Here is a 24,022-nt window from a genome sequence, read left to right as displayed (position 1 = left end):
CCAGAAGTCCAGCCCCCTAGGGGGCGGGGCTGGACTGGACTACTTCTGACTGGACTGGAATACGCCTGGACTCCGGTTGGACTGGTGGACTTCATTGCGGCTGCTCCATATCTGCCTGAGCAGCCGCAGACACGATGTATCTGGCTCGTTTCTCGGTCCCCGAGTTCTTGAGTTTTCCGCTCTTGACCAGCCTGTTTATCGCTCCGTAGACGGTCGACTTGGCTATGCCTTCATCCTTGGCGAGGTCGACGATTTGGGGGCCGGTCAGCCCGCCGTCGGGCGGCGCAGTAGTCCAGACCAAGTCCAGAATTCGCCGGTCAGAACCGCTCTCGGCGGCGTGGTTAGTCCAGCCCTGATTCTGGACAAGTACCAGCGTGTTTCTGACCGCCTCCGGAGTGCCGGGCATCAACTCTTCCGACACTGTGTGCGGGACGAGGCGGAAGTGATGATCGCATTGCGAAGGCGCGTCCTTGTGCTTGTGCTCCGGAGCCGAGTTGCCCGACACTCCGGCCCTGGACTCGATCATCAATGACTCGATCATCAATCGAGAGGACAACTCCGATGAGTGACAACGCTTCTCAGCCCATTGCGCGCCCTGGTCGGGCGGACACCGGGAGACGTCGGCAGGCGCCGACACCGGCCGATCTGGCCCGGCGCCGCGGTCTCACGCACACGATCGGCGAAGCCGCTCTCGCCCACCACGACAACATCCACCGAACGAAAGGGACCCAATGAAATTCCGCCGCCCGAAACCCGACAGCCACACCGAAGACGCACCGGCCGTCGACGCCACACCACCCGAACCAGCGAGCCCACCGGAATTCGACGCCGACGAGGTGGCCGCCCGCACGCTCGCCGAACACCTCACCTACCCGACCGGACGACACACCATCCTCCACAAGCCCGGCCCGCGATACATGCAGCCAGACATCCGCGGCCAGTGGCAGCCAGTGCCTGCGAGCAAGATTCGCGCGCTGGTCGCGATGTCAGGGCACGGTCTCGGGCATCGGATGACACCCGAACGCACGACCGAAGCGTGGTACGCCCTCGACGGCCTGCTACGCCTTGCGGGTGACGACCAACTCCCGACGGTCGACGCCGAACGGATCGCCACCCCCGAGCGGCCCACCATGCCGCCGGCCAGTTGGCCCACCGAGATGCCCGACGAATCCGAGACTCGCGACATCGCGGCGTTCTGGGTCGCACGCCACTGCTACGGCGCGCGGGGACGTGAAGTGATCGACCATGACGGCCAGACGTGGTTGTGGCGCAACGGCGAATGGGAGCCGGCCGAGGGAGGCGACGCGGTGTGGTTGGCCGACGACATCGAAACGTTGCTCGGCCGCCGCCCGGACGCACGCACCACGAAAGCTGCTCGCATCCTGCTCCGGTTCGTCGGTGACCGGCGCACTGCCACACCTGCAGACGTTGCGGAACACGACACCCGCCGCGAGATCGCGAAGATACGAGCCGCCACCGAATACGAGCACCGCACCCGACACACCGTGCCGGGCACCAACAACGCGGTCATTATGCAATGACCTCGACACCGGATCGGGTTGTGCCGCTATGGAAGCTGCACATCCCGACCCTCGGCGACGTCTACGGCGAACCCCTGACGTTGGCTGAACTCCGCGATGCCCTCACTGAACGTGGCCACTCGGCGTATGTGTACCGGCGAGATCGCAGCGGTGTGTGGGTGACCGTCTGATACGGCCGTGCGTCTACTGGGTGGGTGAAGGTGCCGCTGCCGAAGATGGCGGAGTGGTGGCCGAAATCGAGATCGCGATCGTCCCATCCGGATTGCAGGCATGCTCGGCGGAGTTGATCGGCTCGACATCGAAGCGCATCGCCAGCGTTCGGCCCGAGGTCTGCTCGACGTACGCGGTCGCCGTGTTCCCGTCCACCTGAGCTGTGACGCGCTCCGGTTGTGCGTCGTCGATCATCGGCACGACGCGGGCGAGGAAGTCCGCTCGGAACGCCGAGCGTCTGATCCGCGTCTTGCACACCGCTGTCATGTCGTCGTAGTACTGCGCCACGTCTTCGGAGCTTTCGTAACCCGGTGTCGGCGTGAAGTTCTGGCCGCGAGCATTGTTGACGGTGGTCACCACATTGCCAGCGGTTACCGGTAGATCGCGCAGCACCGACTCCGTGTCGATCGCGATGGTTTCGGGCAGGGTGATCGCGCTGCTGCTCGTGGCGGCGGTGTCGTCGTTGTCGGTGCTGCAGCCTGCCAAGCTCAGCAAGGCGGCGACAGCCGCGAACGCGCCGGCCGCTCGACCAGTTGACGGCCGCCTCAGCACTTCGCGACACCGCTGCTCGGGTTGGTGATCGCTGCGACGGTACGCCCCTTCACCTGGAGTTGGCAGTGGGCGTATGCGCCGTGCGCGTCGAGGCGTGACCCTGCCTTCTGGCTCTTCGACGCTCGGAACGTCACGGTGTAGTTGTACTTCGGCAACGCACCGAACGAGATCGGCGCCGGCAGGAACCGTACGTTCGTGCGCGTCACCAGCTTGCCGTCACGCCCGTAGTAGGTGATGTCGTTCAGGGCGGCGTCCGCGGTGAAGTCGTAGCGGACTGTGGCCCCAGCTGGTGCGGGATGAGACGGCAGCTTGGGTGCGGCGATCGCGCTACCTGGTGAGGCGAGGACGACGGCTCCGGCGATGGCCAGCAGGGCAAACACGACACGTTTCATGCTGGTGCACAGTAGCGGCACCGTACGACTAGCGTTCCGATATTCGGGAATGGTCGTCTCCCCGGACGACAACCGTTGGTCTCACTGCCTCGGTTGCTGGTCTGGCCTGGATGGGTGTCGCGGCGACGATCTGGTCCTCGAGCTGCCGGTAGGTGGCGATTCGTGTTGCACCGGTTCGCTTGTCGACACGCACCACCCGACGCCAGCCATACGGATATGACGCGCCTGCGGTCAACCACGGATCGGCCGTCGCGACGATGTACGCGGCGGGGGTTTCCCAGCCGGAAGCAAGGATGATGTGCGACCCGGGCCGGGTGCCGACCGCGTACTGTGCCCGCTGCCTGGCAGCAGCGAACGACGCCACAGCAGACTCTTCGACAGACTCTTCGACGGCCTGACCGCAACCGCATTCGCACACCCGGCCACGACGAGACCGGGTGCTGCGCAACGAATCATGGGCCTCCCCGGACGACACCACCGCCAGTGCCTCCGTGCGGGGGATCGGGAATCCGGGCACATTGCACGCCAACGCCGCGACGAGCTCGAACTGGCCGTTGTGGCGGATGTCGCGCCAGTCCCCGGACACCGAGGATCGGCGGAGTTCGTCGATACGGACGTCGGCGGTGCCGGGAACGATCTTCCCGGCCAGCCAGATGCCGTGCGCGTCCTCACCCGCGCGGACGACCGCGACCGTGGAGCCGGTGTTGTCGTAGTGCGCGGCGGCGGCCAGATGGTCGCCGTTCGGTCCTGCGTGTCCGGTGCCGATTGTCAGCTTCCCGACCGGTAGATCACCCGCAGCGGTGCGGACCACACCCTGATGGAAGAACTGATACCCCGACGCCGTTCGTGGTGGGGTGACGACATCGGCATATCCGATGTGCGGGGTATCCCAGCACGCCAGATGGCCACGCACGTTGCCGTCGTCGTCGACCTGCAGAGCAGTCGGCCCGTCGAGGTGCGGATCCGAGAAGTCCCCGAGCTCGTACACGACACCCGACGCGGTCAACGCGGCGGTCAGCGAATCACCCACCATCAGTACCAACTTCACGCATCGACGAGATGGCCTGCATGAACTGGAGGTATGCACCAGAGGTGACCGCTGCGTCACTCTTGGATACACAGATGATCAGGCCGTCTTCTTCCTCATCGCGCATGTTCTCGGGGTAGCTGGGGTTGTGCGTCGACAGAAGGAATGTGTTGTCGTCTTCCCATCCGTAGGCGAGGACGATCCGGTCCGGGCGCGCAGCCTGAGCCCGCCGAATGGCATCATTCAGCGTGGTCACGGCAGAAGTCACAGTCATCTCCATTTCGTCATACCACATGGCGCTGTCCCAGCAGCGCCGCATTCGTTGTCAGGGTTCTCCCTCGATCAGCCAAACCGCATGCCCGACTACATCTGCGGCGTGTTCGAGCTCGGCCGCATATTCGCGCAACACCGTTGGCGTCTTCGCCGACCAGGGCCGATTCTCCATGACCGCGGCATCGACAACCCGTGAACCGGTCTCGGTTTCGTCGACCCACACGACGACGATCTCCCCTACGAACAAACAGAATTCGCGTGTCCACGAGCCGTCAGCCTGCTGTGTGTAGTCGGCGGGATACTCGGACAACCACGACGGAATCGGGCCGAACAGTGCTGCCGCGGCCGCGGCCTCCGCTGCGATCAATACCCGCATCTCGGCCATCGCGTCACCGGCGGTCACCCTGCAACCTCTCCGTCCAGGTTCGGCCGTGACTCGACTGCAGCGAACGCCGGCACTTTGGGCACGCCGACACCGACGTTGCGGTCGAGCAATCCTGCGCGGTGCGCCCACTTGAGCAGCGCCACAACAGCATTGCGGTGCCCGCGTCGCGTTTCCAGCGTCCAGCCCTGTTCGGCCAGATAGTCGTTGACCATGTCGGACGTCAACTCTGATGGGACCGCGCCGATCACCCGGGCGAACCGCTCGACCTGGTGACGGCGGGTCGTGACCGTCGACTCCGGTGACCCGTCCTCGCGCAGGTAGCTGAGGAACCCGTCGATCAGCGGACACCAGACACTCGGGACGGGTTTGGCCAGTCCCGTGGGCACTGCTGCGCGGCGAATCGTCGCCGGAGCCTGAGGCACCCCAGGCACCCGTGGAGCATTCGAACCGAGTGGTGCCCGGACCCGACCTCGTGTTCCCCGCTGAACCGATTCGACGATCTCACGCATCACCGCACCATCCACGGCGACGTAACGCTGAGTTGTCTTCGGCGAGGAATGCCCGAGTAGCTGTTGCACAGTGAGCAGATCCCGTGACTGTGCGTACGCCGCCGTGGCGAACCGGTGGCGCAATTGGTGCATCGTGACACCCCCCGGTAGCAGCCGCCGTGTCCAGGACCCCACGTAGCGGGCGGACAGATGCCCGTTGTCGGCACCCGGAAACAAGTACCCACCGGCGTCGGCCAGGTAGGCACGAATTTCTGCGGCAAGACTGTTCGGCAGCGGCAGCATGCGTTCCTCGTTTCCCTTGCCGTGCACGAGAATCCACCACAGCTGGTCGTCGTCACGGATGATGTCGCGGGAGTGCACACAAGCGACTTCGGCGCGCCTCAAGCCGATCTCGGCGGACAGGCGCAACATCAGCCGGCTGCGGTCGTCCGCTCGGGCAAGTGCGTCCACGTACGCCGACTCGGACGCCGGGCGTGGTACGGCGTGGCCGTTTTTCACCTTCGGCAGCCGTTCAGCGGGCGATTGAGGGACCCGGCCGTCTGCGTATGCCCAGGCGAAGAACGCGCGCATCGAGCCGCGCACGTTGCGGCGGGTCTCCAACGCCCAGTCGGGACGATCGGCAAGGTAGTCGATCAGGTCGTCGAGCGTCACCTCGGCTGGCGTGACCGGGTCGAGTGAACGCGCCAACGTCCGCAGCTGCGACATCCGGGTGTGGATGGACTGTTCGGTGCGGCCACCTGCACGGCAGTACCGGCGGAAGTCTTCGATCCAGGCCGCCCACTCGGCCGGTACGGGAAGTGGTGGTGGGCCCGTGATCACCGGCTTGTCAGCGGCGGCGAGTGCGCGAGCCCGCATCTGGTCCGCGGCGCTTCCGGTGATCGCGACCGGGAGGAGGCGGGCTGGGTCGATATCGATGATGCCCTGGTCGTGCAGATACCGGTAGAACGCACGGATCGCCTTCGCGTTGTTGCGATATGTGGAGGGCTGCCAAGTGCGCGCGTCGACGTAGTCCCGCAGGACCATGCCGGTCACCGCTGTCGGATCGGGCGCCGTGTCTTGGAGCGCGCGGGCAAGGTTCTGCACGCACGTGAGCCGCGTGCGAACTGTGGACTCCGCTATGCCATCGGCTCGGGATGCGTTGGCCCACCTTTCGATTGGCCGCGTCCACCCGTCGACGACCTCTGCGCGCACTGGCTTTGCGGGGCGGCTCATCGTGCGATCCTCAGGTCAGGGCGTGGGCGTTGCGCCAGGCGTTCGATGGCTTCCCGTTTCCGATCGTCGGACACCGCGGTGTAGATCGCGGTCGTGGCCAACGATGAGTGCCGCATCAGTTCCTGGACGACTCGCAGGTCGGCGCCGCCTCGCACAAGCTCGGTGCCGTAGTGGTGGCGCAGACAATGCGGGGTGCCGGGGACGCGTTGGCGGATCATGTGCAGCCGAATCCGTTGCGTCACTTCGCGTCCACCCAGGTGCCTGGCGCGCTGCGAGGGAAACCAGTAGCCGGATACCGGCATGCGTGCCGCGACCGCGACAATCTTGCCTTCTGCCTGCAGGTGGACGACCCACTGGTCGAGATGGCCGCTCATCGCGCATCTCCGATGATCCCCACGATCAGGCGGGACTGGCGCCGACTCAGGGGCGGCGGTGTGGGTTCGGTGACGCGGCGTGCCCGGATCCGGTCGAGCAAGGCTGCGGCTTCCGGGCTCATGCCGTTGGGCTCGTCAGGTGTGGTGGTGCGTGTGCATGACGTTCGGATCGGGCCGGGCCGGCTGCGGCGCCACCCTGCCGGGCCGCAGGTGCTGTATGGGGTGCTCTGCTGGGAACTTCTGTGCTGGTTCATGCGGGCAACAATAGCTGCGCATCTGAAACCGTCAAGCGCGAATCATGTTGTGGTACTTAGTGATTAACGAAGGCTGCGGTTCAACTGCAACCTGTGTTCACGGTCAGCCCGTATCGATCTCGCTGCTGTGGCGGGCCATCACGTTGCCCCGAAACCTGTTCTCAAGAACGGCGTGTCGCGCATCCGGGCGTGTTGAGATCAATCGATCTGTGGACAGTCGTAGCCGACGAACGCGCGCACCCGCAGGGTCGAACCCACAGCGGCCCGGACCCGGCGAGCCACGGCAGGCCCCGCCGGCTCGCCGAGGCCTGCCACTTCGACCGCCAGCGGCCACTCGTCAGGGTTCCACACCTCGATTCGCGGCCATGCACCAAGCGGTACCAGTCCGTCACGCTCGCAGCCTGCGATTGCCCTCTCTGCCAGCTCGCGCACCACACCCACCGTCAGGTCTGGCCGGTCACGGAATACCCAGACGGTGACGTTCTCGCAGATCTCGTCTTCGGGGATCTCCGTTTCGAGTCGGACTCGCATGCCGTAGGCGTCTGCGATCGCGTACTTCACCAGCCGGCCCAGTTTGTAGGGTGCGCTCTCCAGCACGACGCACCACCCCGCCGACGGCACGACGTCGCGCTCGTCCTGGTCCGACACATACCAGCCACGCCAGGTGAGATCAGGGTGCGAATCGAGTGTGGCGGCGACGACCCGCTCGACGTCGGCCGTGGTCACCGTCACGAGCCTGTCGATCCATATCGTGTTTTCGCTGCAGGTGCTCATGGTCGGGTTCCTTCTGATCGCCGTGAGTCATCGTAGGAGCCGCCGGCCGTTGGGTGCCACCGCGTTTCTGGCAGTCCCGTGTCACCTGCCTCGGATACGCTGGACCACACATAGCAGTAGTTCGCGCTGCTGGCCGAGGGCCGGGCGCGTTGTCTTGGAGGCAACGTGACCAGTCCTGGCGGTGAGTGGGCTCGCGCTCGCGTCGGCGTCGAACTGGACTGGTCAGGCGTCGACGACGAGCTGCGTCGGCGGTTGCAGCGATCGACCCAGATAGCGACGCGCGCCGCGCAACGCAACTTCGATCAGCTCCAGGCGCATGCTTCACGCTCGTTCGAGCGGATGGCCGACGCCTACGAACGTCAACTCGACCGGATGCGCCGCGACACGCGCCGCGCGGTGACAGAGATGCGCCGCGACCTCCGCGGCATCAACACCGACCTGTCGGTGCGCGTTGACCTCCAGTCCGCTCGAGCAATGAGCCAACTGCGCGCGCTCCGCGAGGTTATGCAGGCTTACCTTGACCGCCACCCCCTTATTGTGCGGATACGCATCGACGAGAGTGGTCTCACTGACTTCCGGCGGCAGATCAGCCAGGTGCAGCGCGGTCTCGGATCACGACAGAGCCTCAAGGTCGACACGGACTCAAAGAGTCTGCTGCCGTTGATCGGCACCATCACGAAGATCGCGGCGGTCACCGGGTTGGCGACGGCCGCGTTGGGTGGTCTCGGTGGTGCGGTCGGTGTCGCCGGCGGCGCAGTCGGTGCGCTCGCGGGCGGGTTCGCCGCGCTGGGTGCGACCGCGATCCCCGCGATCGCAACGCTCACCGTCGGCATGGCCGGGCTGAAGGACGCAGCGAAGGCGTTCAACAAACAGTTCGAAGCCGAAAACGAGGCAGTCCTCACCCGGATCGGCCAGATGATGGGTCCACTTCTCACGAAGTGGAATTCGCTGTCGAACACCATCAAGTTGAACTTTGCGACCGCACTGCAGGGCGGGTTCGCGAACCTGACCACACTGTTGGGCCGGCTGACCCCGCAGATCGGCCAACTGGCCACCGTACTCGGGCAGGCCGGCACCACGATGTCGCAAACCCTGCTGACTGTGGCGCCGCAGTTGCAGACCGTCATCGGCGGGACAATCAGTCTGGTTCAGTCGCTGACTCCGCATATCGCTATGGCGACACAGCAATTCGTGCAGATGGCGGCGAACGCGGCTCCCGCGATGTCGACGATCGGCGCGGGCCTCGGCAACATCCTGACGTCAATCTCGACGGCGTTTGCCAGCTTGGACACGTCGTGGTTCGAATCGTTCGGGCAGATGCTCACCCAGATCGCGCCGGCGCTCGGCACGACGGTGACGGCGTTCACCACGCTCGCGCAAGGGCTGATGCCGACGATCGGGCCGCTGCTGCAATCGTTGGCCACCGGTATCGCGAACATGGTGCCAGGACTGACAACCCTCGGAACGTCCCTGTCCAACGCCCTACAACCAGTGCTACCCGTTCTCGGACAACTGATCTCGGATATGGCAACCGCGCTTGCACCAGCGCTCGGACCCATCTCCGATTTCCTCGTCACCCTCGGCCAGGCCCTGTCATCGGTGATGCCCTCACTCGGCCGGATGATCACCTCGTTCGTCGAGCTGGCCGGCCCGATCCTCGGCGAGTTGGTGAAGGCTTTGGCGCCCGTCGTGTCGGCACTCGCCGACGGACTCGCGCAGGCCTTCCGAGCTCTACAGCCAGCGATCGGCCCGATCTCGGACATGCTGCGTGCCGTGTCACCCATCCTCGCGTCACTGGCTGAGCAGCTTGGCAACATCCTGGCGAGCGCGTTGAAAGCGCTTGTCCCGCTGCTCAAGACGATGGGTGACGCGTGGACGTCGATCTGGCCGCAGGTTGAGCCGCTGATCCCGTTGCTCGGTGAATCGCTCGTCAGGATCATCGAGGCGCTCGCGCCGGTCATCGCGGACATGGCGAAGGCGTGGGGTGACCTGATAGTTCAACTGACGCCGCTGATCCCGCATCTGGTGAAGATGGCTGTCGAGCTGCTGCCGAAGATGGTCGACATCGTCATCCAGTTGTCGCCGCTGCTGTTGGATCTGGCCCAGGCGTTCACCGACATGATCCCGTACATCACTCCGTTGATTCCGGTGATTGGTCAGGTCATCGATTTCGTGACCCGAATGCAGTCCGGGTGGCTGAACTTCGTGTCGACCGTGGTGGGGAAGATCGTCGAGTTCGCCACCAGCGTCCCCGAGAACCTCGGAAAGGTCGTCGGATTCATACAAGGCCTGCCGCAACGGATTCGGACCGCAGCATCCGGTATGTGGGACGGACTGAAGGACGCGTTCAGAGGCGCGATCAACTGGATTGTCCGCAAGTGGAACGACCTCGAGTTCACCGTCCCGACGATCACGATCCCCAACCCCCTGCCAGGGGACAACGATTTCAAGATCGGCGGACAGAAACTGTCCACACCTGACATCCCGTATCTACGCCAGGGTGGTCTGCTCGCGGGTGGCCGATTCCCGCTGCAGCCCGGCGGGTTCGTGGTGAACGCCGCAGCGACCGCACGCCACCAGGCACTCTTGCGAGCACTGGCACCACACGGCCGCATCATTCGGGGTGCAGGCTCGGGCACATCGGATTCGATCGCCGGAATGTTCGGCGGCCGGAAGATCGCGGCCGTCTCAAACCGCGAGTTCTGGGTGCCACCGAAAGACACGTTCGGCATTCTGCCGATCCTGTCGGCAATCAACGGCGGCGGCCTCGGCGTCCAGCACCTGGCCGCCGGTGGGCCGCTACTGAAGCCCGACGAGGTGCAGCGCATGGGTGGCGGAACCGTGAACAAATCGTTGGCGGAGGAAGTTCGGCGGAAGTTCCCCGACGTCGCGATCACCTCCGCCAAGACGGATCACTTCGACGACGGCGGATACCACCCGAAGGGCATGGCGTTGGATCTCGACAACCGAGACGACGTCGCCGCGTGGCTGTTCCAGAACCGCAAGCAACTCGACCTCGGCCAGATCATCTACGGCGGCGGCAGCGGCCAGTGGTGCTACTACAACATCGGCGGCACCGAAGCCTCGGGGAAGGATGCGATCCCGATCTACGGGTCCGGTGTGGTGTTCGGCGACCACAGCAATCACATCCATGTGATGGCGAACAAGGAGGTCCCTGCCGGCGCGGTGACCGGCGGAGCGGCCCCATCCCCGAACGGGCTCGGAAACAACCTGGGGGCTCCGTCCGGTGGGGCCGGTACCCCGATCGGTTCGGGTGTCGGGAACGGGTCTGGTGGGTCGCCGTCGTGGGGCAACTCGGGTGGCGGCAGCAAGTTCAACAGCGCGGAGGAAGCCGACAAGGCCGGTGTGGTCCCGGTGTGGGTGGAGAACTGGCCCAGCAACCTCGGTGGCGGCGGATCACCTGTAACGCCGACACTCGGTGGGACCCCGGCACCGGTGGGCGGTCAGCCGTCGACGGTCGACACCATCCCGCTGAAGAAGAACCCAGACGGCACGGTTGGGTCAACAGATCCCGAGTGGGACAAGCTGATGAAGCGCGAGTCCGGCGGCCGAAACATCAAGCAGCAGATCAAGGACGCCAACTCCGGTGGCAACGAAGCCGAAGGCTACTTCCAGATCACACCGCAGACATGGGCAGCCCACGGCGGCACCAAGTACTCGCCGACACCGATGGGTGCCACCCCGGAGCAGCAGGCCGAGATCGCGGCGAAGATCTTCAACAAGTCGGGCGGGTCGCCGTGGGGGGCCGGTGCCGGCCAGAACTTCGGCCGCGAAAACGAAGACGCGTTGCGCCGCGGCATCCAGCGCAAGGGCACCGGGCAGCCGGCACCGTCAACGATCACACCCACCCTCGGCGATCCGAACGCCCGCCCAAGCAACCTCGGCGCCCGCCCAGACCAGGCGAAGATCGACGACGCACAACGCGACCTCAACCTCGCAAACACGCGCCTGAAGGAAGCCAGGGACGCACCGATCACCGGGAAGACAGAGAAGGCCCGCAACAACCAGCAGGCGGCGAAGAACCGCCGCATCCGCCGACTCGAGGACGACGTCAGGTCCGCGCAACGCAAGTTGGACACCGCCCGCGGTGCCCCCGGCACAACGACACTCGGCGCCGGCGCCTCGAACGAGGACCGCGCCAACGCCCGCGTCACCAACGCTCGCGCCGGCGCCCAACGCGCCCAGGACCGCCTGAGCGACGCGCAAGACGACCTCACCCGAATCAAAGCCGACCCGAAGTCGAAGCCATCGCAGATTCTGGCTGCCGAGAACCGGGTGCAGGATGCGCAGAACGCCCTCAACACAGCGAACGGAAGAATCACGGACGCCGAAAACAAGATCGGCGACGCCCGCATCAAGGATCAGAAGAAGCTCCAGCGGGAGCAGGCGAGACAACAGCGGGAGCAGGACAAGATCAACGGCCCCGCTTACACATTCGGTGGGGCACCCTTCTCGGGTCAACTCGGTGGGCTCGCGGGCGGCAGCATTCGATCGTCGATCGACAACTTCCTCGCCGGCAACAAAGGGGTGTTGGGGAGCTACGACAACACGAAGGGCACGTCGCTGGGTGAGCGAGTCGGAGGTGTCGCCGACAGTGTCATTTCGGGCCAGTTGGGTTCAGCGCTCGGTGTTTTCGGCCTCGACATGCAGCCCCCGATCATCGACGCGATCGGCCAGTACCAGAAGGACAACCCCGTCACCAGGCTGTCCGCCGACGGGAAACCACAGCAGAACCAGCAGAAGAACCTCACCGACATGGCAGTCGCGATCGCCAACGGACTCAACCCAATCCAAATCATCATCAACGGCAACCCAGACGCCGAGGATCTGGCCAACAGGATCGACCAGACGCGCCGTCGCCGGATGCGGAGGTATGTGAAATGACCAGCGGTGCAATCGAAGCTGACGCAGCGATCACTCGGCTTGAGCAGGAAGCTCGGGAGACCTCGACCGCGGCTGGTCCGTCGTCGGCGATCGCCCTGTCGTTCGTCGACGCGATCCGCGACCTGCTGGGGCACCTGAGCGCCGATCCGGCCACGGTGGTACGAATGTGGCCTTCTGACCTTCCCGAGTGGGTTCAGCTCGGTCTCGCCGCTGAGTTCGCGGCGTGGTGCGGTGGGAGCTCCGAGACCTGCGTCCACGAGCCGGACGTGAACCGCGGTGACCCGGCGGTGTCAGCAGCCCGCCGGCCGGGAGCGCTGGTGTGCCTCGGCTGCGCTGGCCACCGCGACGAGGGTGAGACCCGGTGCGACGGTTGTGGCCGGCCGGACGTCGACGCCGTTGTGACGATCGTGTTCGGGCCACTCGCGTTCGAGGTGTGCGTCTGCGACGACTGCAGCATCGGTGGGCTTCTGGATGGTGACATCGCGATCCTCTGCGCATCGTGACCACCCGACAGGCCTATAGCCGCGAGTACCAGCGCAGGCGTGCCCTCGCGCGCCACCGCGACCCGGATGTGGTCACGTTGCTCGAATCGATCCTCGCGGGCTCAGCGGACCTCCACGGCGCCGCGTGCACCGCGACCCCACGCCTGTTCGATCCCGACGTAACCCACAGCGCGCTCGGCTTTCCGACAGCGCACGCGCGTGCAGACGCAGTCGAGACGGTGTGCGTCGGCTGCCCGGTCCGAGATCGCTGCTGGGAGTGGGCTCACCACCAACCGAAACTGCGGGTGACCGGGCCGACCGCCGCGAGCAGACATGTCGCTCAGGCGCTCACCACCCGATCACACAGCAGAGCCCGTCGCACGACTGACACGCCAACCGTGCCGACGTGCGACGCTGTGCCGACACCCACGCCGAGCCGGCGAGGAGCCCGTCGCCGCATCCGAGGATCACGGCACCGTCGCCGACGTTGATGCCGGTCGGGCTGTCGCACGCGCGTTACGGCACTGGTGCCCATCGCTGCGGGCCGTACTCGTCGGCCGCAATGCAATGCATATCTGCCCCGGTAGCGTCCTCGCGGAGGGCACCCACGCTCGGACATGGCTGGCCAACCACTGCGACCTCGGAGCTTTCTGTGGTGGTCGGGGTGGTCGTGGGCGACTCCGACTCCGAAGTCGTCTGGTCGAAGATGCCTTCGCAGGTGAATCGCCACACCCCGGCACGGCGGATCCAGTGCATCGTCTCCGGCTCGTCTGTCCCGGTCTTCGTAACTACCGTCCCGCGGTCGCCGTCCTCGGTGACGGACACGATGGCTGTCGGGCCCTCGTACTTGTCGTCGCTGGACGAACCGAATGCGGCGTAGAGGCCGTCGAGCATCGAGGCGCAGGCGGGCTCGGCGTACGGTTTGATCGCCTCCCAGCCGGCGCGCTGGCCACGGGTGCGAGCCGCGGCGTCGGACTCGGCGACCGCGCGAGTCGCTGTCTGGCGCAACGAGAGCAGCTTCGTGCCTGGGGCCGCCGGTATCGGCAGCGCCTGCGTGGTGGCCGCCTCGGTGGTGTCGCCGTCGTGGCTGTTGCTGCCGACGAGGTATCCGACCACCCCGGCGAGAGCGACCAGAAGAACCACAACCACCGCGGCCAGCACCCACACCAGCCGCGACCGCGGTGCTCGCGCCTCCGCCTGGGCAGTGTCCGCGGCGGGTGCCGTATCGGGAGCCTCGTCGGATCTGGAGGCCGGCGGGTTCTCGTCAGTCATCGGTCGATCGTAGAGCCGACGAGTCGGACATGCTGCAGATCTGTCTGGGGCGGCCGTGGTTTGTCGGACCGAGTGGATACGGTGCTCGCGTCACCACAGCAAGAGGAGAGACCGCAATGGATATCGCCGTTCTAGTCGTGTCCGTCGTCGCCGCGCTCGCCGCAGTCGGCAGTGCTGTAGTCGCCTTCGTGCAGCGCCGCGACGCACAAAGAGCAGCAGGCGAAGCAGCCCGGTCAGTCGAAGCAGCAGAACAGTCAGCCACGGCCGCAGGCCGATCCGCGACAGCAGCGGAGTCGTCAGCGTCGTCGGCAGAAAAAGCGGCGTCAGCACAAGAGTCGCTGGCGGAACTAGCCCGGACGAAGGCCACCGCGCCGCCCTGGCGGCTCGCCTATCGAACCGGCGACACGTTCTCCGCCTGGAACGACGGCGACTTACCAGTGTTCGACGTGGAAGTTGGCGGTCCTGGCACACTGCGCAGTCCCGCACAGGCTGAACGAGTAGACGCACGATCGGCCATCACGTTCTGGGGCAACCCTGGCTGGATCGATGACCACACCGTGATCGTCCAATGGTCCAGCGAACCCGGTGGAGTAACCCAGACTTGGAGCCAGCCGCTCCCACCGAAGGGGTGAAAGTGGTGGATAAGTGATGGATCAGGGAGTCGAAATGGCTGGCTGGAGTTCCCGGTCACCCCTTTGACCTGCGATTACATGGAGCCGCCCAGGGGAATCGAACCCCTGACCTATTCATTACGAGTGAATTGCTCTACCGACTGAGCTAGGGCGGCGTGCTGCGCGAGGCAGCGCCCACGAGTGTAACGACTACCGGCTATCGAACAAAAACCAGTATCACTACGCCGGGAAGTCCTCACCGCACGGCACGGCGACGCGGCGCGTGGGATCGAGCGCGTTGCGCGTGAGCGCGGCGACGGTAGGGGAGTAGGCCATGCCGACGTGCCCGATCGTCGACTTCGGGCATACGTCCTGGACCAGCGTGTTCGTGATGTTCGGCCCAGGTGGCATGAGGGTGACCGGGTAGGGCGTGGAGATCTCGTCGTAGCGGGTGGCGAGGTTGACGTAGCGGATCGTCGGGTGCGTCGGACCCCAGTTGTTCTCGCCGGGGGCGCGGGCGGGGAGGCGGTCGGTGATCGAGCCGGTGCGCGAGTGGCCACGGTTGGGCGACGACAGGCCGACGATGGTGTCGACCTGGGCGGCACGACCGGGCAGCTGCGTGAACAGCTGCGCGATCGCACCGCCCTGGGAATGCCCGACGAAATCGACCTTGCGGGCCCCGGTCGCGCGCAACACACGGTCGACGAACGCTGCCACCTGCCGCGCCGACCGATCTTTGTTGCCGAGACCACCGATGTTGACGCTCCAACTCGTCTGCCCATAGGTCACGCTGAACACGCAGTACCCGGCGTTGGCCAGCGTCGGCGCCAGGTACGCCCAGTCGGCGTACTGGTTGAGCGCCGTCCCATGCAGCAGGATCACCGGGTCGCGGCCGAGTCGGTCCTTGCAGCCGAAGCGATTCGACCCCAGGGGTGAGGCGGTGGCCGGCTTCCCGTAACCGGTGGCGATCGCGCGTGCGGGGTCGCTGGTCACCGGATAGGGAGCCGCGTGGGCGGAGCCGGGGCTCGTCACCAACATGGCCACGATGCCGACGGCGATGGACAGCAGAATGACGACACGACGGTGAGTCATGTCGTCATTCTGCACTGGGTGGTGTCAGCGGGTGGGCTGGTTGCGGCGGTGATCTCGACACGGGTCCTCGGCTGGCGCCTCGGTCCCGGCTCGATCCGGCGGATCTCGACACGGGTCCTCGCCCAGGGGCTCGGTCCCGGCTCGATCAGCGTGGGGCGGCTCGATCAGCGTGGGGCGGCTCGATCAGCGGGAGGCTCACACCTGCGCGAAATTCTCCGCGAGTTGGGTGAGCCGGACGCTGTTGCCGGACGGGTCGCGGAACCCGGCGTCGATGCCGTACGGGCGCTGCTCGGGGGTCTCGGTGAACTCGACACCGCGGGCGGCCAGCTCCTCGTACGATGCCTGACAGTCGTCGGTGGTCAAAAAGACCGTTCCGGCAAAGCCTTTCGACATCAGACTGTCGATCTCGCCCTTGACCTTGGCGTCGATCATCGGCGGTCCGGGGATGTCCATGAGCACGATGCTGACGTCCTCTTGCCCGGGCGGACCGACGGTGAGCCAACGGAAGCCGCCCATCTCCGGCATGGTGACGTCCGACCGAACCTCCATGCCGATCTTGGTCGTCCAGAATTCGAGCGCCTCGTCCTGGTCGTGTACCCAGAGTTGCGCGCATGCGATGCGAATCATGTTGTCCACCTTTCGAAGTCGATCTCCGTCGAAAATCTCGGGGAGCTTGTGACAACGAAGCTACGCCGACGGCTCGATGGTGGTCTTCTCCCCGTGTGCTGTCTTGTCCACCCTGCTCGAAGGGCCCGGCCGCGAGTACACGCGCAGCACGCACGCGGGCACGTGGGCGTAGGTCGAGGCGGGCGGGAAGGACGCGCGGTAGGCGGTCGGGGTCTTGCCGAAAGATCGGGCGAAACTGGTGGTGAACGACCCGACACTCGAGAGCCCCACCGACATGCAGATGTCGGCGACCGATCTGTCGGTGGAGCGCAGCATCGCGGCCGCGCGTTCGAGTCGTCGGGTCTGCAGATAGGCGTGCGGCGACTCGCCGAACGCCGCCGTGAACGCCCGGGTGAAGTGGGCTCGGGACAGCTTGGCAGCCGCGGCCATGTCGTCGACGGTGAGTGGCTCGGCGAACCGCACGTCGACGAGATCCTTCGCCCGCAACAGGTGTCGGGTGGGATGCGTGCTGGTCATTAGGTGATTATCGCCGATCGGCGTCGAGAAAGGCGCGCCCTCGTGGCGACAGCTCATAACCCACGTCGAGGCTCCTGGTCAGGCCGAGTGCCTTCAGCTTTCGTACGTCGAGTTTGAAATCGGGCCTCTCCCTGCCGAGTTCGGCGGCCAATTCGGTCGAGACCACCGCCGGCCGACGTCCGATGAGAGCCAGCACCTGTCGCGTCCACGGCCCGTGACTCGACCGACTGTCCAACCGGTCGAGGCGCTTGGTGAGGTCGGCGATGTCCTCGTCCGACAGCTCGGCGTCGGCGCGCAATGCGATCCGCGTATCCTCACCGTGCCAACGCAACCCGATGCGGAAGGTTGGGTACTCGTCGGGTCCGCGCAGACGTGCGCGTGCCTTGTCGGCGTTCGGGAATCCGGCGCGCTTGGCGTCGCGGTCGGTGATCTTCTCGGGGTCGACGCTGCGCACCGAGGTGATCTCGATGACCCCGGCCGCAGTCACGAACGTGGAACCGACCTTGACCCGGGAGTCGGCCCAGCGTCGGAACGCAAGGTCGACGGAGCCGTCGGCGACTCCTTGAGCGATCGGCCTCGGTAACAGCACCCTTCGACGGTAGACCTGGCGATGCGGCTACAAAAGGGTTCGGATGCGACGTACGGTCGAAGGTATGACCGGGTCCAGTGGAACACCAGTCACCGCGGCCGCCGCCACCGAGGTCGTCTCCGATCCTTGGCGGGTCCTCGCCGACAAACTGGTCGCCGCCTACAAGACCGGGTCGATGGTCCGTGGGGGTGAGTTCGTCGCCAAGATCATCGACGCCGCAGAGGTGGCCGGGCATCACCCCGACATCGACCTCCGTTACGGCACAGTGCATCTGGTGCTCACCACGCACAGCGCGCACGCACTCACCGAGGCGGATGTCGCGCTGGCGAACACGATCGCAGCAATCGCTGTGGACCTGGGTATCGAACCCGCACCGACGCCGATGACCCAGTTCGATCTCGCGATCGACGCCCTCGACATCGCCGCGATACGACCGTTCTGGGCGGCCGTGTTCGGTTACAAAGATGCGGCCGAGCACCAGCCGATCGACCTCGTCGATCCCGATGGCCGTTTGCCGGGGGTGTGGTTTCAACAGATGGACGAAGCCCGACCGCAACGCAGCCGAATGCACGTCGACCTGTGGGTACCGCACGACGAACTGGAGCACCGCCTGCAATCCGCGCTGGAAGCGGGTGGTCGGCTGCTCACCGACGAGTATGCGCCGTCGTTCTGGGTCCTCGCCGATGCCGAGGGCAACGAGGTGTGCCTGTGTACCTGGCAGGAGCGCGCCGACTGAGGGTGCGAGAAACACTCTGTGCCTAATCGGAGAACCCGGGTGTTGCAGCACACAGGTTTCCCGACTCGACACAGAGTGTCACGAGTGACTAGTGCAGGCCCTCCGCCCGAGCTGCTTGTGCGACGGCCTCGGCCACCGCGGGGGCGACCCGGTCGTCGAGCGGACTCGGGACGATCTTGTCGGCGGCCAATTCGTCGGCGACGACCGAGAAGATGGCGTCGGCCGCGGCGAGCTTCATCCGCTCGGTGATCCGGTTGGCGCCGGCGTCGAGCGCACCCTTGAACACGCCGGGGAACGCGAGCACGTTGTTGATCTGGTTCGGGAAATCGCTGCGGCCGGTGGCGACCACGGTGGCGTACTTGGCGGCGACCTCGGGGTGGATCTCGGGGTCCGGGTTCGACATGGCGAAGATGATCGGGTCGGCCGCCATGGTGGCGACGAGATCCTCGGCGATCTTGCCCGCCGAGACGCCGACGAACACGTCGGCACCCGAGAACGCCTCGGCCGGACCACCGGAGATGGCACGGGGGTTGGTGAATTCGGCGAGCTCCTGCTTGACCTCGTTCAAGTCGTCGCGGTGGAAGCTGACGATGCCCTTGGAGTCGAGCACCACGATGTCCTCGATACCGGCGGCATGAAGGATCTTCGCGCACGCGACACCGGCCGCTCCGGCACCGGAGATGATGACACGCAGCTTGGTGATGTCGCGCTCCAGAACCTTGGTCGCGCCGCGAAGGGCTGCAAGGACGACGATCGCGGTGCCGTGCTGGTCGTCGTGCATCACCGGGCAGTCGAGGGCCTCGATGACGCGCTGTTCGATCTCGAAGCACCGCGGTGCGGAGATGTCCTCGAGGTTGACCGCACCGAAGCTCGGGCGCAGACGGATCAACGTCTCGACGATCTCGTCGGGATCCTTGGTGTCGAGGACGATCGGGATCGAGTTGAGTCCGGCGAACGTCCGGAACAGTGCGGACTTGCCCTCCATGACCGGCAGCGACGCACGCGGACCGATGTCGCCGAGACCCAGCACGGCCGTGCCGTCGCTGACCACCGCGACCAGCCGGTCGGTCCAGGTGTACTTGTTCACCAGGTCGGCGTCGGCGTCGATCGCCCGGGACACCTGTGCGACGCCCGGTGTGTAGGCGATCGACAGGTCGCGCTGGGTGTCGATGGGCGAACGCAACTCGACCGACAGTTTGCCGCCGACGTGCGAGAGGAAGATCTCCTCGTCGGTGATCGGCTGATCGGCGATGGTCGGTTCGGTGTACGGGGCGTCGCCGGTGCGTGCGCCCCCGTCCGTGCTCGTCACGGTTGTCCTCCTGGGCCCTGGTGCGTAGTTGCCCAAGTGTCCCACCGCACCGAACGAGCGATCAAGCAGGGTGGCCGGTGGGCGGACCGTGTTAGGGTACATCTTGTGTCTATGTCGCATGCGCACCCGGAATCTGCTGCTGAGCGTGTATATGGCGTGGTCAAGGAGCAGATTCTCACAAACGAGATCGCCGGCGGTGAGCTGATCAGCGAGGGTGAGGTCGCCACGCAGTGCGCGGTCAGCCGTACTCCGGTCCGCGAGGCCTTCCTTCGTCTGGAGGCCGAGGGATGGATGCGGCTGTACCCGAAACGCGGCGCTCTGGTGGTCCCGATCGGCGACCGGGAAGCGCGCGACGTGGTCGACGCCCGGATCCTGTTGGAGAGCCATGCGGTGGGATCGTTGACGGGCCGCGACCGGGCTCGCGACCAACTCGTCGAACAGCTGCGGGCAAACGTCGACGCCCACCGAGCGGTGCCGTCGGACGATGTCGCCGAGTTCGCCCGGATCGACGCCGAGTTTCATCAGCTGATCGTCGCCGCCGGCGACAACGCGATCCTGGCGGGATTCTTCGTCGGCCTCGGTGAACGGCATCGGCGGATGACGACGAGCAGTGTGCATCGCGACGCGTCCATCCCCGACCTGATCCTGGGTGACCATGCCGCGCTCGTGGAGGCCATCGCGTCAGGCGACGCGTCGGCCTACGCCGCACTGCTCGCCGACCATCTCGCCGCAGTGCACGACCTCCGGGGTGGAAGCCGATGACGCGCCGGATCTCGACGCTGGGTTGGCCCGCGGTCGCCCTCGCGGTGTTCGCCACCGCGTGGGGTGGCAACGAGTTCACCCCTCTGCTCGTCATGTACCGCCAGTCCGGGGACATGTCTGCGGTCACGGTCGACGCCTTGCTGTTCGCCTACGTGCTCGGCATCGTCCCCGCACTGCTCATCGGCGGACCGCTCTCCGACCGCCTGGGCCGACGGCCCCTGATGCTTCCGGCTCCCGTCTTCGCGGCGCTCGGTTCGGCGATCCTCGCCGCCGGTGCCGGTTCGGCGACGATGCTCGCGTCCGGCCGCGTCCTCAGCGGTGTCGCGCTGGGGCTCTCCATGGCTGTCGGTGGTAGCTGGATCAAGGAACTGTCCGACGCCGACGGTGCACCTGCCGGCACCGGCGCCAAGCGTGCGGCGATGAGCCTGACCGCAGGTTTCGGGATCGGCGCGGGTGTCGCGGCCGCCCTGGCGCAGTGGGGGCCGTGGCCGCATGTGCTGCCCTACCTGGTCAACATCTCGATCGCTGCGCTTGCTGCCGTGCTCCTCGTCGCCTCGCCGGAGACGCGTGCCCGCCAGATCCGGCCCGGCCGTCTGCTCGACGACCTGAAGATCCCGGCCGCCGGACATCGACGCTTCCTGCTCGTCGTGCTGCCGGTCGCGCCATGGGTGTTCGGTGCCGCGGCGTCGGCCTATGCGGTGATCCCGGCGCTGATGTCGACGCGCAGTTCCGGCATGCCGATCGCCTTCGCCGGACTGTGCTGTGTGCTGGGACTGGCCGCCGGTTTCGGACTGCAGTCGGTCGGCCGCCGGATCGACCGGCCCGGGAGTGTGCGCGGAGTGGTGGTGGCGCTGGTCATCGTGGCGGTCGGGATGGCGCTGGCCGCGCTCGCCGCCCATCTGCTGACGGTGTGGGCCGCGCTGCTCGCCGCAACGGTCCTGGGCTGCGGCTACGGCATGGCGATGATCGCCGGATTGCTCGAGGTCGGACGCATCGCCGGACCCGACGACCTCGCCGGCCTCACCGCCGTCTTCTACGGCGTCACCTACCTCGGCTTCGCCGTGCCCGCGATCCTCGCGTGGGTCTCCGAGACCTGGGTGAGCATCGGATACCCGACGATGTTCGGGTTCGGGGTCGTGGCCGCCGTCATCTGCCTCGCGGTCACCCTGATCGGCGATCGGACAGGTGCCGACCGCATCGAATTCGAGCGGATCGGCCCCGACCGGGAGTCCTACGAGCTGGATTCCGCCACCCGGTAACCTGCTGGTGTTTGGTCGGATGCCGGCAGAAGGGCGCGCGTGATGTTGCTGGGGGCGTGGGTGGTCGTGGTGACCGCCGTGGTCCTGATCGTGCCGGGCGCGCTCGTCGGCCGTCGGATGATGCTGCCGTGGCCGGTCGCCCTCGCGGCGGGACCGCCGATCACGTTCGGGCTCGTCAGCGTGTTGACCGTCCTGTACTCGGCGGTCGGGTTCCAGTGGAATGCGATCAGCGCGCTCGTCGGTCTGGTCCTCGCGATGTTCGCGGCCTGGGCCTACGCCGCACTCCTGCGCACCCGTTGGGGGCGTCGGGTGGCGCCCGTACCGGAAGGACCCGAGTCCGACGAACCCGGGTCCGACGATCCTCCTGCAGGTGTCACCGCCATGCTCCGGGTGGCCGCGGGTGTTGCCGTCGGCGGTGCCATCATCGCGATCACCTGTATCCGGCCCATCGCGACCACGGCCTTCGCCGGCTTGAACAACGTGTCGCAGGTGTGGGATTCCCTTTGGCACGCAAGCTCTTTGCGCTGGATTCACGAGACCGGCATCGGCTCGGGCCTGCGCATGGGCGAACTGATGAACTACGACACCCACGGGTTCAACTACTACCCGAACACGTGGCATGCGCTGGGGGCGTTGCTGTTCCCGATCACGGGCGCCAATCCGGTCGAGCTGTACAACACCTATTCGCCTGCGGTGCTGGCGATCACCGTGCCGCTCGGCGTCGCATCGATGTCCTACTGGTTCGCCCGCCACCGCTTCGATGTGAACTCCTCGGCCACCATCGCCGCCGCGGGCGCCGCGATCAGCGCACTGTTCCCGTCGCTGCCCTACGTCGAGGTGGAGCTGACGTCGGTGCCGAACGCGGTGGGCGTCAGCCTCGCGCCGGTGGCGGCGATCCTGACGATGGGTGTCATCCGCGATCGACGGCGAGTCGGTCCCGCGGCACTGGCCGTGACCGGTGTGACGGCGACCCATCCGTCGGGCCTGATCGTGGTCGGCGTCATCGTCGCCCTGTGGTGGCTGTGCGAGGCACTATGGCATCCAGTTTCCACGCGACTGCGTGACCTGCTCACCCTGGTATCGACCGGGGCTCTCACGCTGATCCTCGTGGCGCCGGTCATCTACGGGACGCTCAAGGTGTCCGACACCAACGAACTGCCGTTCTTCGACTTCCGCGTCGAGACGGTCGGCGTCACGCAGGGACTGTCGCAGGCCGCATTCAACGGCACCGTGCCGCTGGCCGACTACTACCCGCTGTGGGGTCTGATCGCCCTCACCGCGCTCGGGCTGATCGTGCTGGCCTGGATGCGCTGCTGGGCGGGCCTGCTCGCATGGCTGGCCTTCGTACTCGTGACGGCGAACGCGGTGGTCGAGCTCAGTGTGCTGTCGTATCCGCTCGGCTCGATCGGCGGCTACTTCTACAACTCGCCCCATCGTCTGACGTTTGTGGTTGCGTTGCTCTCCGCGTCGGCCGCGGGTCTGGCGGTCGGGTCGGCGACGGTGTGGTTGTCGCGGTGGGTGTCGGGCAAGCTTTCCGCGCGCTCATCGGAAACCGATGCACCGCAGAGGTTCTCGCCGGTGATGGTAACAACCGCCGCGTTGGCGCTGCTGCTGGTGCTCATCGCCGGTGCGGGCGTGGTGAAGTATCCGCAACACGCCCAGTTGGCGTCCAAGGAGCGCGGTGGGAAGTACATCGGGCCCGATGATCTCGACGCCTACCACTGGCTCGCCGACCGTCCCGACGCCTGGAACTCGGTGATCCTCAACAACCTCGACCAGGGGACCGGCTGGATCTATCCCGTGACCGGCCTGACGCCGCTCTTCCCGTTCTACCGGGCCAACGACTTCTCACAGCGGCAACGCGATCTCTATTGGGGGGTGTCGACGATCGGCGCCGACCCCAAGATCGACCAGATCGTCCGAGACATGCGGGTGCACTACGTGATCGACTCCCCGCCGAGCTACTGGCCGTTCCAGAACGGCGCACCGGGCCCGGGACACCAGGGTGACCCGTTCCTGGCCCTGCGCCGCAACGGCGCGCCCGGGCTGACCGAGGTGTTCCGGCAGGGGAACGTGACGATCTTCCGCGTCAACGATTCGGTGCTCGCACCACCTCCGTGACGCGTTGGCATGAACAGCGCCAACCGCACTCCGAAGCCCCCCCGCCTCCTTTCCGCAGCCCGACGTCGCCATCGCCGCCGCCGTCACAGAAACCTCACTCGTAGTCAGGGACCGTCGGCAGTTCCGAAGGTCTCTGACCAGAAATGAGGTCCCTGTCGCAGCGCAATTCTCGAACTCGGGAGCATCGTCGTCGAGCACCCAAAGCGCTCCATGCCGCCCAAGAAAGAAACTAGGGGAA

26 protein-coding genes and 1 tRNA gene are annotated in these 24,022 nt (G+C 66.3%); 10 read left to right on the top strand and 17 right to left on the bottom strand.

Translation table 11 applies throughout. The annotated features are described in order from the left end of the window. Positions 1–91: 91 nt before the first annotated feature. Entirely contained in the window at positions 92–541 is a 450-nt protein-coding gene (locus tag ABZW74_RS01480) for a hypothetical protein (protein ID WP_355273197.1), read from the bottom strand. Positions 542–731: 190 nt separating this feature from the next. Between ABZW74_RS01480 and ABZW74_RS01475 the strand changes: the two genes are divergently transcribed. Continuing rightward, positions 732–1,541, top strand: coding sequence for a hypothetical protein (locus tag ABZW74_RS01475; RefSeq protein ID WP_355273194.1), 810 nt, complete (start codon positions 732–734; stop codon positions 1,539–1,541). Further along, a complete protein-coding gene (locus tag ABZW74_RS01470; protein WP_355273192.1) occupies positions 1,538–1,711 on the top strand; it encodes a hypothetical protein in 174 nt (57 codons plus the stop codon). The genes ABZW74_RS01475 and ABZW74_RS01470 overlap by 4 nt, the downstream gene beginning before the upstream one ends. Before the next feature lie 13 nt (positions 1,712–1,724). Here the strand turns inward: ABZW74_RS01470 and ABZW74_RS01465 are convergent, their stop codons facing one another. The 9 genes from ABZW74_RS01465 to ABZW74_RS01425 all read right to left on the bottom strand — a co-directional run bounded on the left by ABZW74_RS01465 (position 1,725) and on the right by ABZW74_RS01425 (position 7,503). Further along, entirely contained in the window at positions 1,725–2,303 is a 579-nt protein-coding gene (locus tag ABZW74_RS01465; protein WP_355273189.1) for a hypothetical protein, read from the bottom strand. Then, positions 2,297–2,695, bottom strand: a complete 399-nt coding sequence (locus ABZW74_RS01460) for a hypothetical protein (RefSeq protein ID WP_355273186.1) — start codon at positions 2,693–2,695, stop codon at positions 2,297–2,299. Before ABZW74_RS01460 ends, ABZW74_RS01465 begins: the two co-directional genes overlap by 7 nt. 28 nt (positions 2,696–2,723) lie before the next feature. After that, entirely contained in the window at positions 2,724–3,743 is a 1,020-nt protein-coding gene (locus tag ABZW74_RS01455) for a hypothetical protein (RefSeq protein ID WP_355273184.1), read from the bottom strand. Continuing rightward, positions 3,718–4,017: a hypothetical protein gene (locus ABZW74_RS01450; protein WP_355273181.1), complete on the bottom strand. Its 300-nt coding sequence runs from the start codon at positions 4,015–4,017 to the stop codon at positions 3,718–3,720. Before ABZW74_RS01450 ends, ABZW74_RS01455 begins: the two co-directional genes overlap by 26 nt. A gap of 30 nt (positions 4,018–4,047) precedes the next feature. Next, positions 4,048–4,398 carry a hypothetical protein gene (locus ABZW74_RS01445; protein WP_355273178.1) on the bottom strand — a complete coding sequence of 117 codons (351 nt, stop codon included), beginning with the start codon at positions 4,396–4,398 and terminating at the stop codon, positions 4,048–4,050. After that, positions 4,395–6,101: a tyrosine-type recombinase/integrase gene (locus tag ABZW74_RS01440; RefSeq protein WP_355273175.1), complete on the bottom strand. Its 1,707-nt coding sequence runs from the start codon at positions 6,099–6,101 to the stop codon at positions 4,395–4,397. Before ABZW74_RS01440 ends, ABZW74_RS01445 begins: the two co-directional genes overlap by 4 nt. Beyond that, positions 6,098–6,475 carry a tyrosine-type recombinase/integrase gene (locus ABZW74_RS01435; protein ID WP_355273172.1) on the bottom strand — a complete coding sequence of 126 codons (378 nt, stop codon included), beginning with the start codon at positions 6,473–6,475 and terminating at the stop codon, positions 6,098–6,100. The genes ABZW74_RS01440 and ABZW74_RS01435 overlap by 4 nt, the downstream gene beginning before the upstream one ends. Then, entirely contained in the window at positions 6,472–6,729 is a 258-nt protein-coding gene (locus ABZW74_RS01430) for a hypothetical protein (RefSeq protein WP_355273169.1), read from the bottom strand. The genes ABZW74_RS01435 and ABZW74_RS01430 overlap by 4 nt, the downstream gene beginning before the upstream one ends. 198 nt (positions 6,730–6,927) lie before the next feature. After that, entirely contained in the window at positions 6,928–7,503 is a 576-nt protein-coding gene (locus ABZW74_RS01425) for a hypothetical protein (RefSeq protein WP_355273167.1), read from the bottom strand. Between the two features lie 165 nt (positions 7,504–7,668). Here ABZW74_RS01425 and ABZW74_RS01420 point away from each other — a divergent pair, with 165 nt between their 5' ends. The 3 genes from ABZW74_RS01420 to ABZW74_RS01410 are packed head-to-tail and all read left to right on the top strand — an operon-like array spanning position 7,669 to position 13,381. Further along, a complete protein-coding gene (locus ABZW74_RS01420; RefSeq protein ID WP_355273164.1) occupies positions 7,669–12,408 on the top strand; it encodes a transglycosylase family protein in 4,740 nt (1,579 codons plus the stop codon). Further along, positions 12,405–12,911 (top strand): hypothetical protein, encoded by a 507-nt coding sequence (locus ABZW74_RS01415; RefSeq protein ID WP_355273162.1) that lies wholly within the window; start codon positions 12,405–12,407, stop codon positions 12,909–12,911. Before ABZW74_RS01420 ends, ABZW74_RS01415 begins: the two co-directional genes overlap by 4 nt. After that, entirely contained in the window at positions 12,908–13,381 is a 474-nt protein-coding gene (locus ABZW74_RS01410; RefSeq protein WP_355273159.1) for a WhiB family transcriptional regulator, read from the top strand. Before ABZW74_RS01415 ends, ABZW74_RS01410 begins: the two co-directional genes overlap by 4 nt. Before the next feature lie 25 nt (positions 13,382–13,406). Here ABZW74_RS01410 and ABZW74_RS01405 read toward each other — a convergent pair whose 3' ends face one another. Then, complete coding sequence (locus ABZW74_RS01405) at positions 13,407–14,162, bottom strand: hypothetical protein (RefSeq protein WP_355273156.1); 756 nt, start codon at positions 14,160–14,162, stop codon at positions 13,407–13,409. A gap of 116 nt (positions 14,163–14,278) precedes the next feature. Here ABZW74_RS01405 and ABZW74_RS01400 point away from each other — a divergent pair, with 116 nt between their 5' ends. Further along, positions 14,279–14,794 (top strand): hypothetical protein, encoded by a 516-nt coding sequence (locus ABZW74_RS01400; protein WP_355273153.1) that lies wholly within the window; start codon positions 14,279–14,281, stop codon positions 14,792–14,794. Positions 14,795–14,873: 79 nt separating this feature from the next. On the opposite strand, the gene ABZW74_RS01395 is transcribed toward ABZW74_RS01400, so the two are convergent. From ABZW74_RS01395 to ABZW74_RS01375, 5 genes are all read right to left on the bottom strand, one after another. Continuing rightward, positions 14,874–14,949 (bottom strand) — tRNA-Thr (locus ABZW74_RS01395). 64 nt (positions 14,950–15,013) lie between these two features. Then, positions 15,014–15,811: an alpha/beta fold hydrolase gene (locus ABZW74_RS01390; protein ID WP_355273242.1), complete on the bottom strand. Its 798-nt coding sequence runs from the start codon at positions 15,809–15,811 to the stop codon at positions 15,014–15,016. Between the two features lie 249 nt (positions 15,812–16,060). Continuing rightward, a complete protein-coding gene (locus tag ABZW74_RS01385; RefSeq protein WP_240856163.1) occupies positions 16,061–16,492 on the bottom strand; it encodes a VOC family protein in 432 nt (143 codons plus the stop codon). Between the two features lie 60 nt (positions 16,493–16,552). Next, a complete protein-coding gene (locus tag ABZW74_RS01380) occupies positions 16,553–17,008 on the bottom strand; it encodes an AraC family transcriptional regulator (protein ID WP_240856162.1) in 456 nt (151 codons plus the stop codon). Between the two features lie 7 nt (positions 17,009–17,015). After that, positions 17,016–17,597 (bottom strand): hypothetical protein, encoded by a 582-nt coding sequence (locus ABZW74_RS01375; RefSeq protein WP_355273149.1) that lies wholly within the window; start codon positions 17,595–17,597, stop codon positions 17,016–17,018. Between the two features lie 64 nt (positions 17,598–17,661). Here ABZW74_RS01375 and ABZW74_RS01370 point away from each other — a divergent pair, with 64 nt between their 5' ends. Further along, positions 17,662–18,333: a VOC family protein gene (locus ABZW74_RS01370; RefSeq protein ID WP_240856160.1), complete on the top strand. Its 672-nt coding sequence runs from the start codon at positions 17,662–17,664 to the stop codon at positions 18,331–18,333. Positions 18,334–18,421: 88 nt separating this feature from the next. Here ABZW74_RS01370 and ABZW74_RS01365 read toward each other — a convergent pair whose 3' ends face one another. Next, complete coding sequence (locus tag ABZW74_RS01365; RefSeq protein ID WP_240856159.1) at positions 18,422–19,642, bottom strand: NADP-dependent malic enzyme; 1,221 nt, start codon at positions 19,640–19,642, stop codon at positions 18,422–18,424. Positions 19,643–19,753: 111 nt separating this feature from the next. Here ABZW74_RS01365 and ABZW74_RS01360 point away from each other — a divergent pair, with 111 nt between their 5' ends. From ABZW74_RS01360 to ABZW74_RS01350, 3 genes are read left to right on the top strand one after another with little or no spacing between them, the layout of a single operon-like run. After that, complete coding sequence (locus ABZW74_RS01360; RefSeq protein WP_240856310.1) at positions 19,754–20,404, top strand: GntR family transcriptional regulator; 651 nt, start codon at positions 19,754–19,756, stop codon at positions 20,402–20,404. Further along, positions 20,401–21,663, top strand: coding sequence for an MFS transporter (locus ABZW74_RS01355; RefSeq protein WP_355273146.1), 1,263 nt, complete (start codon positions 20,401–20,403; stop codon positions 21,661–21,663). Before ABZW74_RS01360 ends, ABZW74_RS01355 begins: the two co-directional genes overlap by 4 nt. 42 nt (positions 21,664–21,705) lie before the next feature. After that, positions 21,706–23,784 (top strand): DUF6541 family protein, encoded by a 2,079-nt coding sequence (locus ABZW74_RS01350; RefSeq protein ID WP_355273239.1) that lies wholly within the window; start codon positions 21,706–21,708, stop codon positions 23,782–23,784. The last annotated feature ends 238 nt before the right edge of the window (positions 23,785–24,022 follow it).

The organism is Gordonia sp. NPDC003585 (assembly GCF_040610755.1).
Taxonomy (GTDB): domain Bacteria; phylum Actinomycetota; class Actinomycetes; order Mycobacteriales; family Mycobacteriaceae; genus Gordonia.
The sequence above is the reverse complement of the archived record's forward strand: the minus strand, read 5'-3'. Positions and strand labels throughout refer to the sequence as shown.

Excerpts from the sequence above, each read along its gene's own strand:
- ABZW74_RS01480 (WP_355273197.1), bottom strand. The coding sequence starts at position 541 with ATGATCGAGTCATTGATGATCGAGTCCAGGGCCGGAGTGTCGGGCAAC.
- ABZW74_RS01475 (WP_355273194.1), top strand. The coding sequence starts at position 732 with ATGAAATTCCGCCGCCCGAAACCCGACAGCCACACCGAAGACGCACCG.
- ABZW74_RS01470 (WP_355273192.1), top strand. The coding sequence starts at position 1,538 with ATGACCTCGACACCGGATCGGGTTGTGCCGCTATGGAAGCTGCACATC.
- ABZW74_RS01460 (WP_355273186.1), bottom strand. The coding sequence starts at position 2,695 with ATGAAACGTGTCGTGTTTGCCCTGCTGGCCATCGCCGGAGCCGTCGTC.
- ABZW74_RS01450 (WP_355273181.1), bottom strand. The coding sequence starts at position 4,017 with ATGTGGTATGACGAAATGGAGATGACTGTGACTTCTGCCGTGACCACG.
- ABZW74_RS01440 (WP_355273175.1), bottom strand. The coding sequence starts at position 6,101 with ATGAGCCGCCCCGCAAAGCCAGTGCGCGCAGAGGTCGTCGACGGGTGG.
- ABZW74_RS01435 (WP_355273172.1), bottom strand. The coding sequence starts at position 6,475 with ATGAGCGGCCATCTCGACCAGTGGGTCGTCCACCTGCAGGCAGAAGGC.
- ABZW74_RS01430 (WP_355273169.1), bottom strand. The coding sequence starts at position 6,729 with ATGAACCAGCACAGAAGTTCCCAGCAGAGCACCCCATACAGCACCTGC.
- ABZW74_RS01425 (WP_355273167.1), bottom strand. The coding sequence starts at position 7,503 with ATGAGCACCTGCAGCGAAAACACGATATGGATCGACAGGCTCGTGACG.
- ABZW74_RS01415 (WP_355273162.1), top strand. The coding sequence starts at position 12,405 with ATGACCAGCGGTGCAATCGAAGCTGACGCAGCGATCACTCGGCTTGAG.
- ABZW74_RS01405 (WP_355273156.1), bottom strand. The coding sequence starts at position 14,162 with ATGACTGACGAGAACCCGCCGGCCTCCAGATCCGACGAGGCTCCCGAT.
- ABZW74_RS01400 (WP_355273153.1), top strand. The coding sequence starts at position 14,279 with ATGGATATCGCCGTTCTAGTCGTGTCCGTCGTCGCCGCGCTCGCCGCA.
- ABZW74_RS01390 (WP_355273242.1), bottom strand. The coding sequence starts at position 15,811 with ATGTTGGTGACGAGCCCCGGCTCCGCCCACGCGGCTCCCTATCCGGTG.
- ABZW74_RS01385 (WP_240856163.1), bottom strand. The coding sequence starts at position 16,492 with ATGATTCGCATCGCATGCGCGCAACTCTGGGTACACGACCAGGACGAG.
- ABZW74_RS01380 (WP_240856162.1), bottom strand. The coding sequence starts at position 17,008 with ATGACCAGCACGCATCCCACCCGACACCTGTTGCGGGCGAAGGATCTC.
- ABZW74_RS01370 (WP_240856160.1), top strand. The coding sequence starts at position 17,662 with ATGACCGGGTCCAGTGGAACACCAGTCACCGCGGCCGCCGCCACCGAG.
- ABZW74_RS01360 (WP_240856310.1), top strand. The coding sequence starts at position 19,754 with ATGTCGCATGCGCACCCGGAATCTGCTGCTGAGCGTGTATATGGCGTG.
- ABZW74_RS01355 (WP_355273146.1), top strand. The coding sequence starts at position 20,401 with ATGACGCGCCGGATCTCGACGCTGGGTTGGCCCGCGGTCGCCCTCGCG.
- ABZW74_RS01350 (WP_355273239.1), top strand. The coding sequence starts at position 21,706 with ATGTTGCTGGGGGCGTGGGTGGTCGTGGTGACCGCCGTGGTCCTGATC.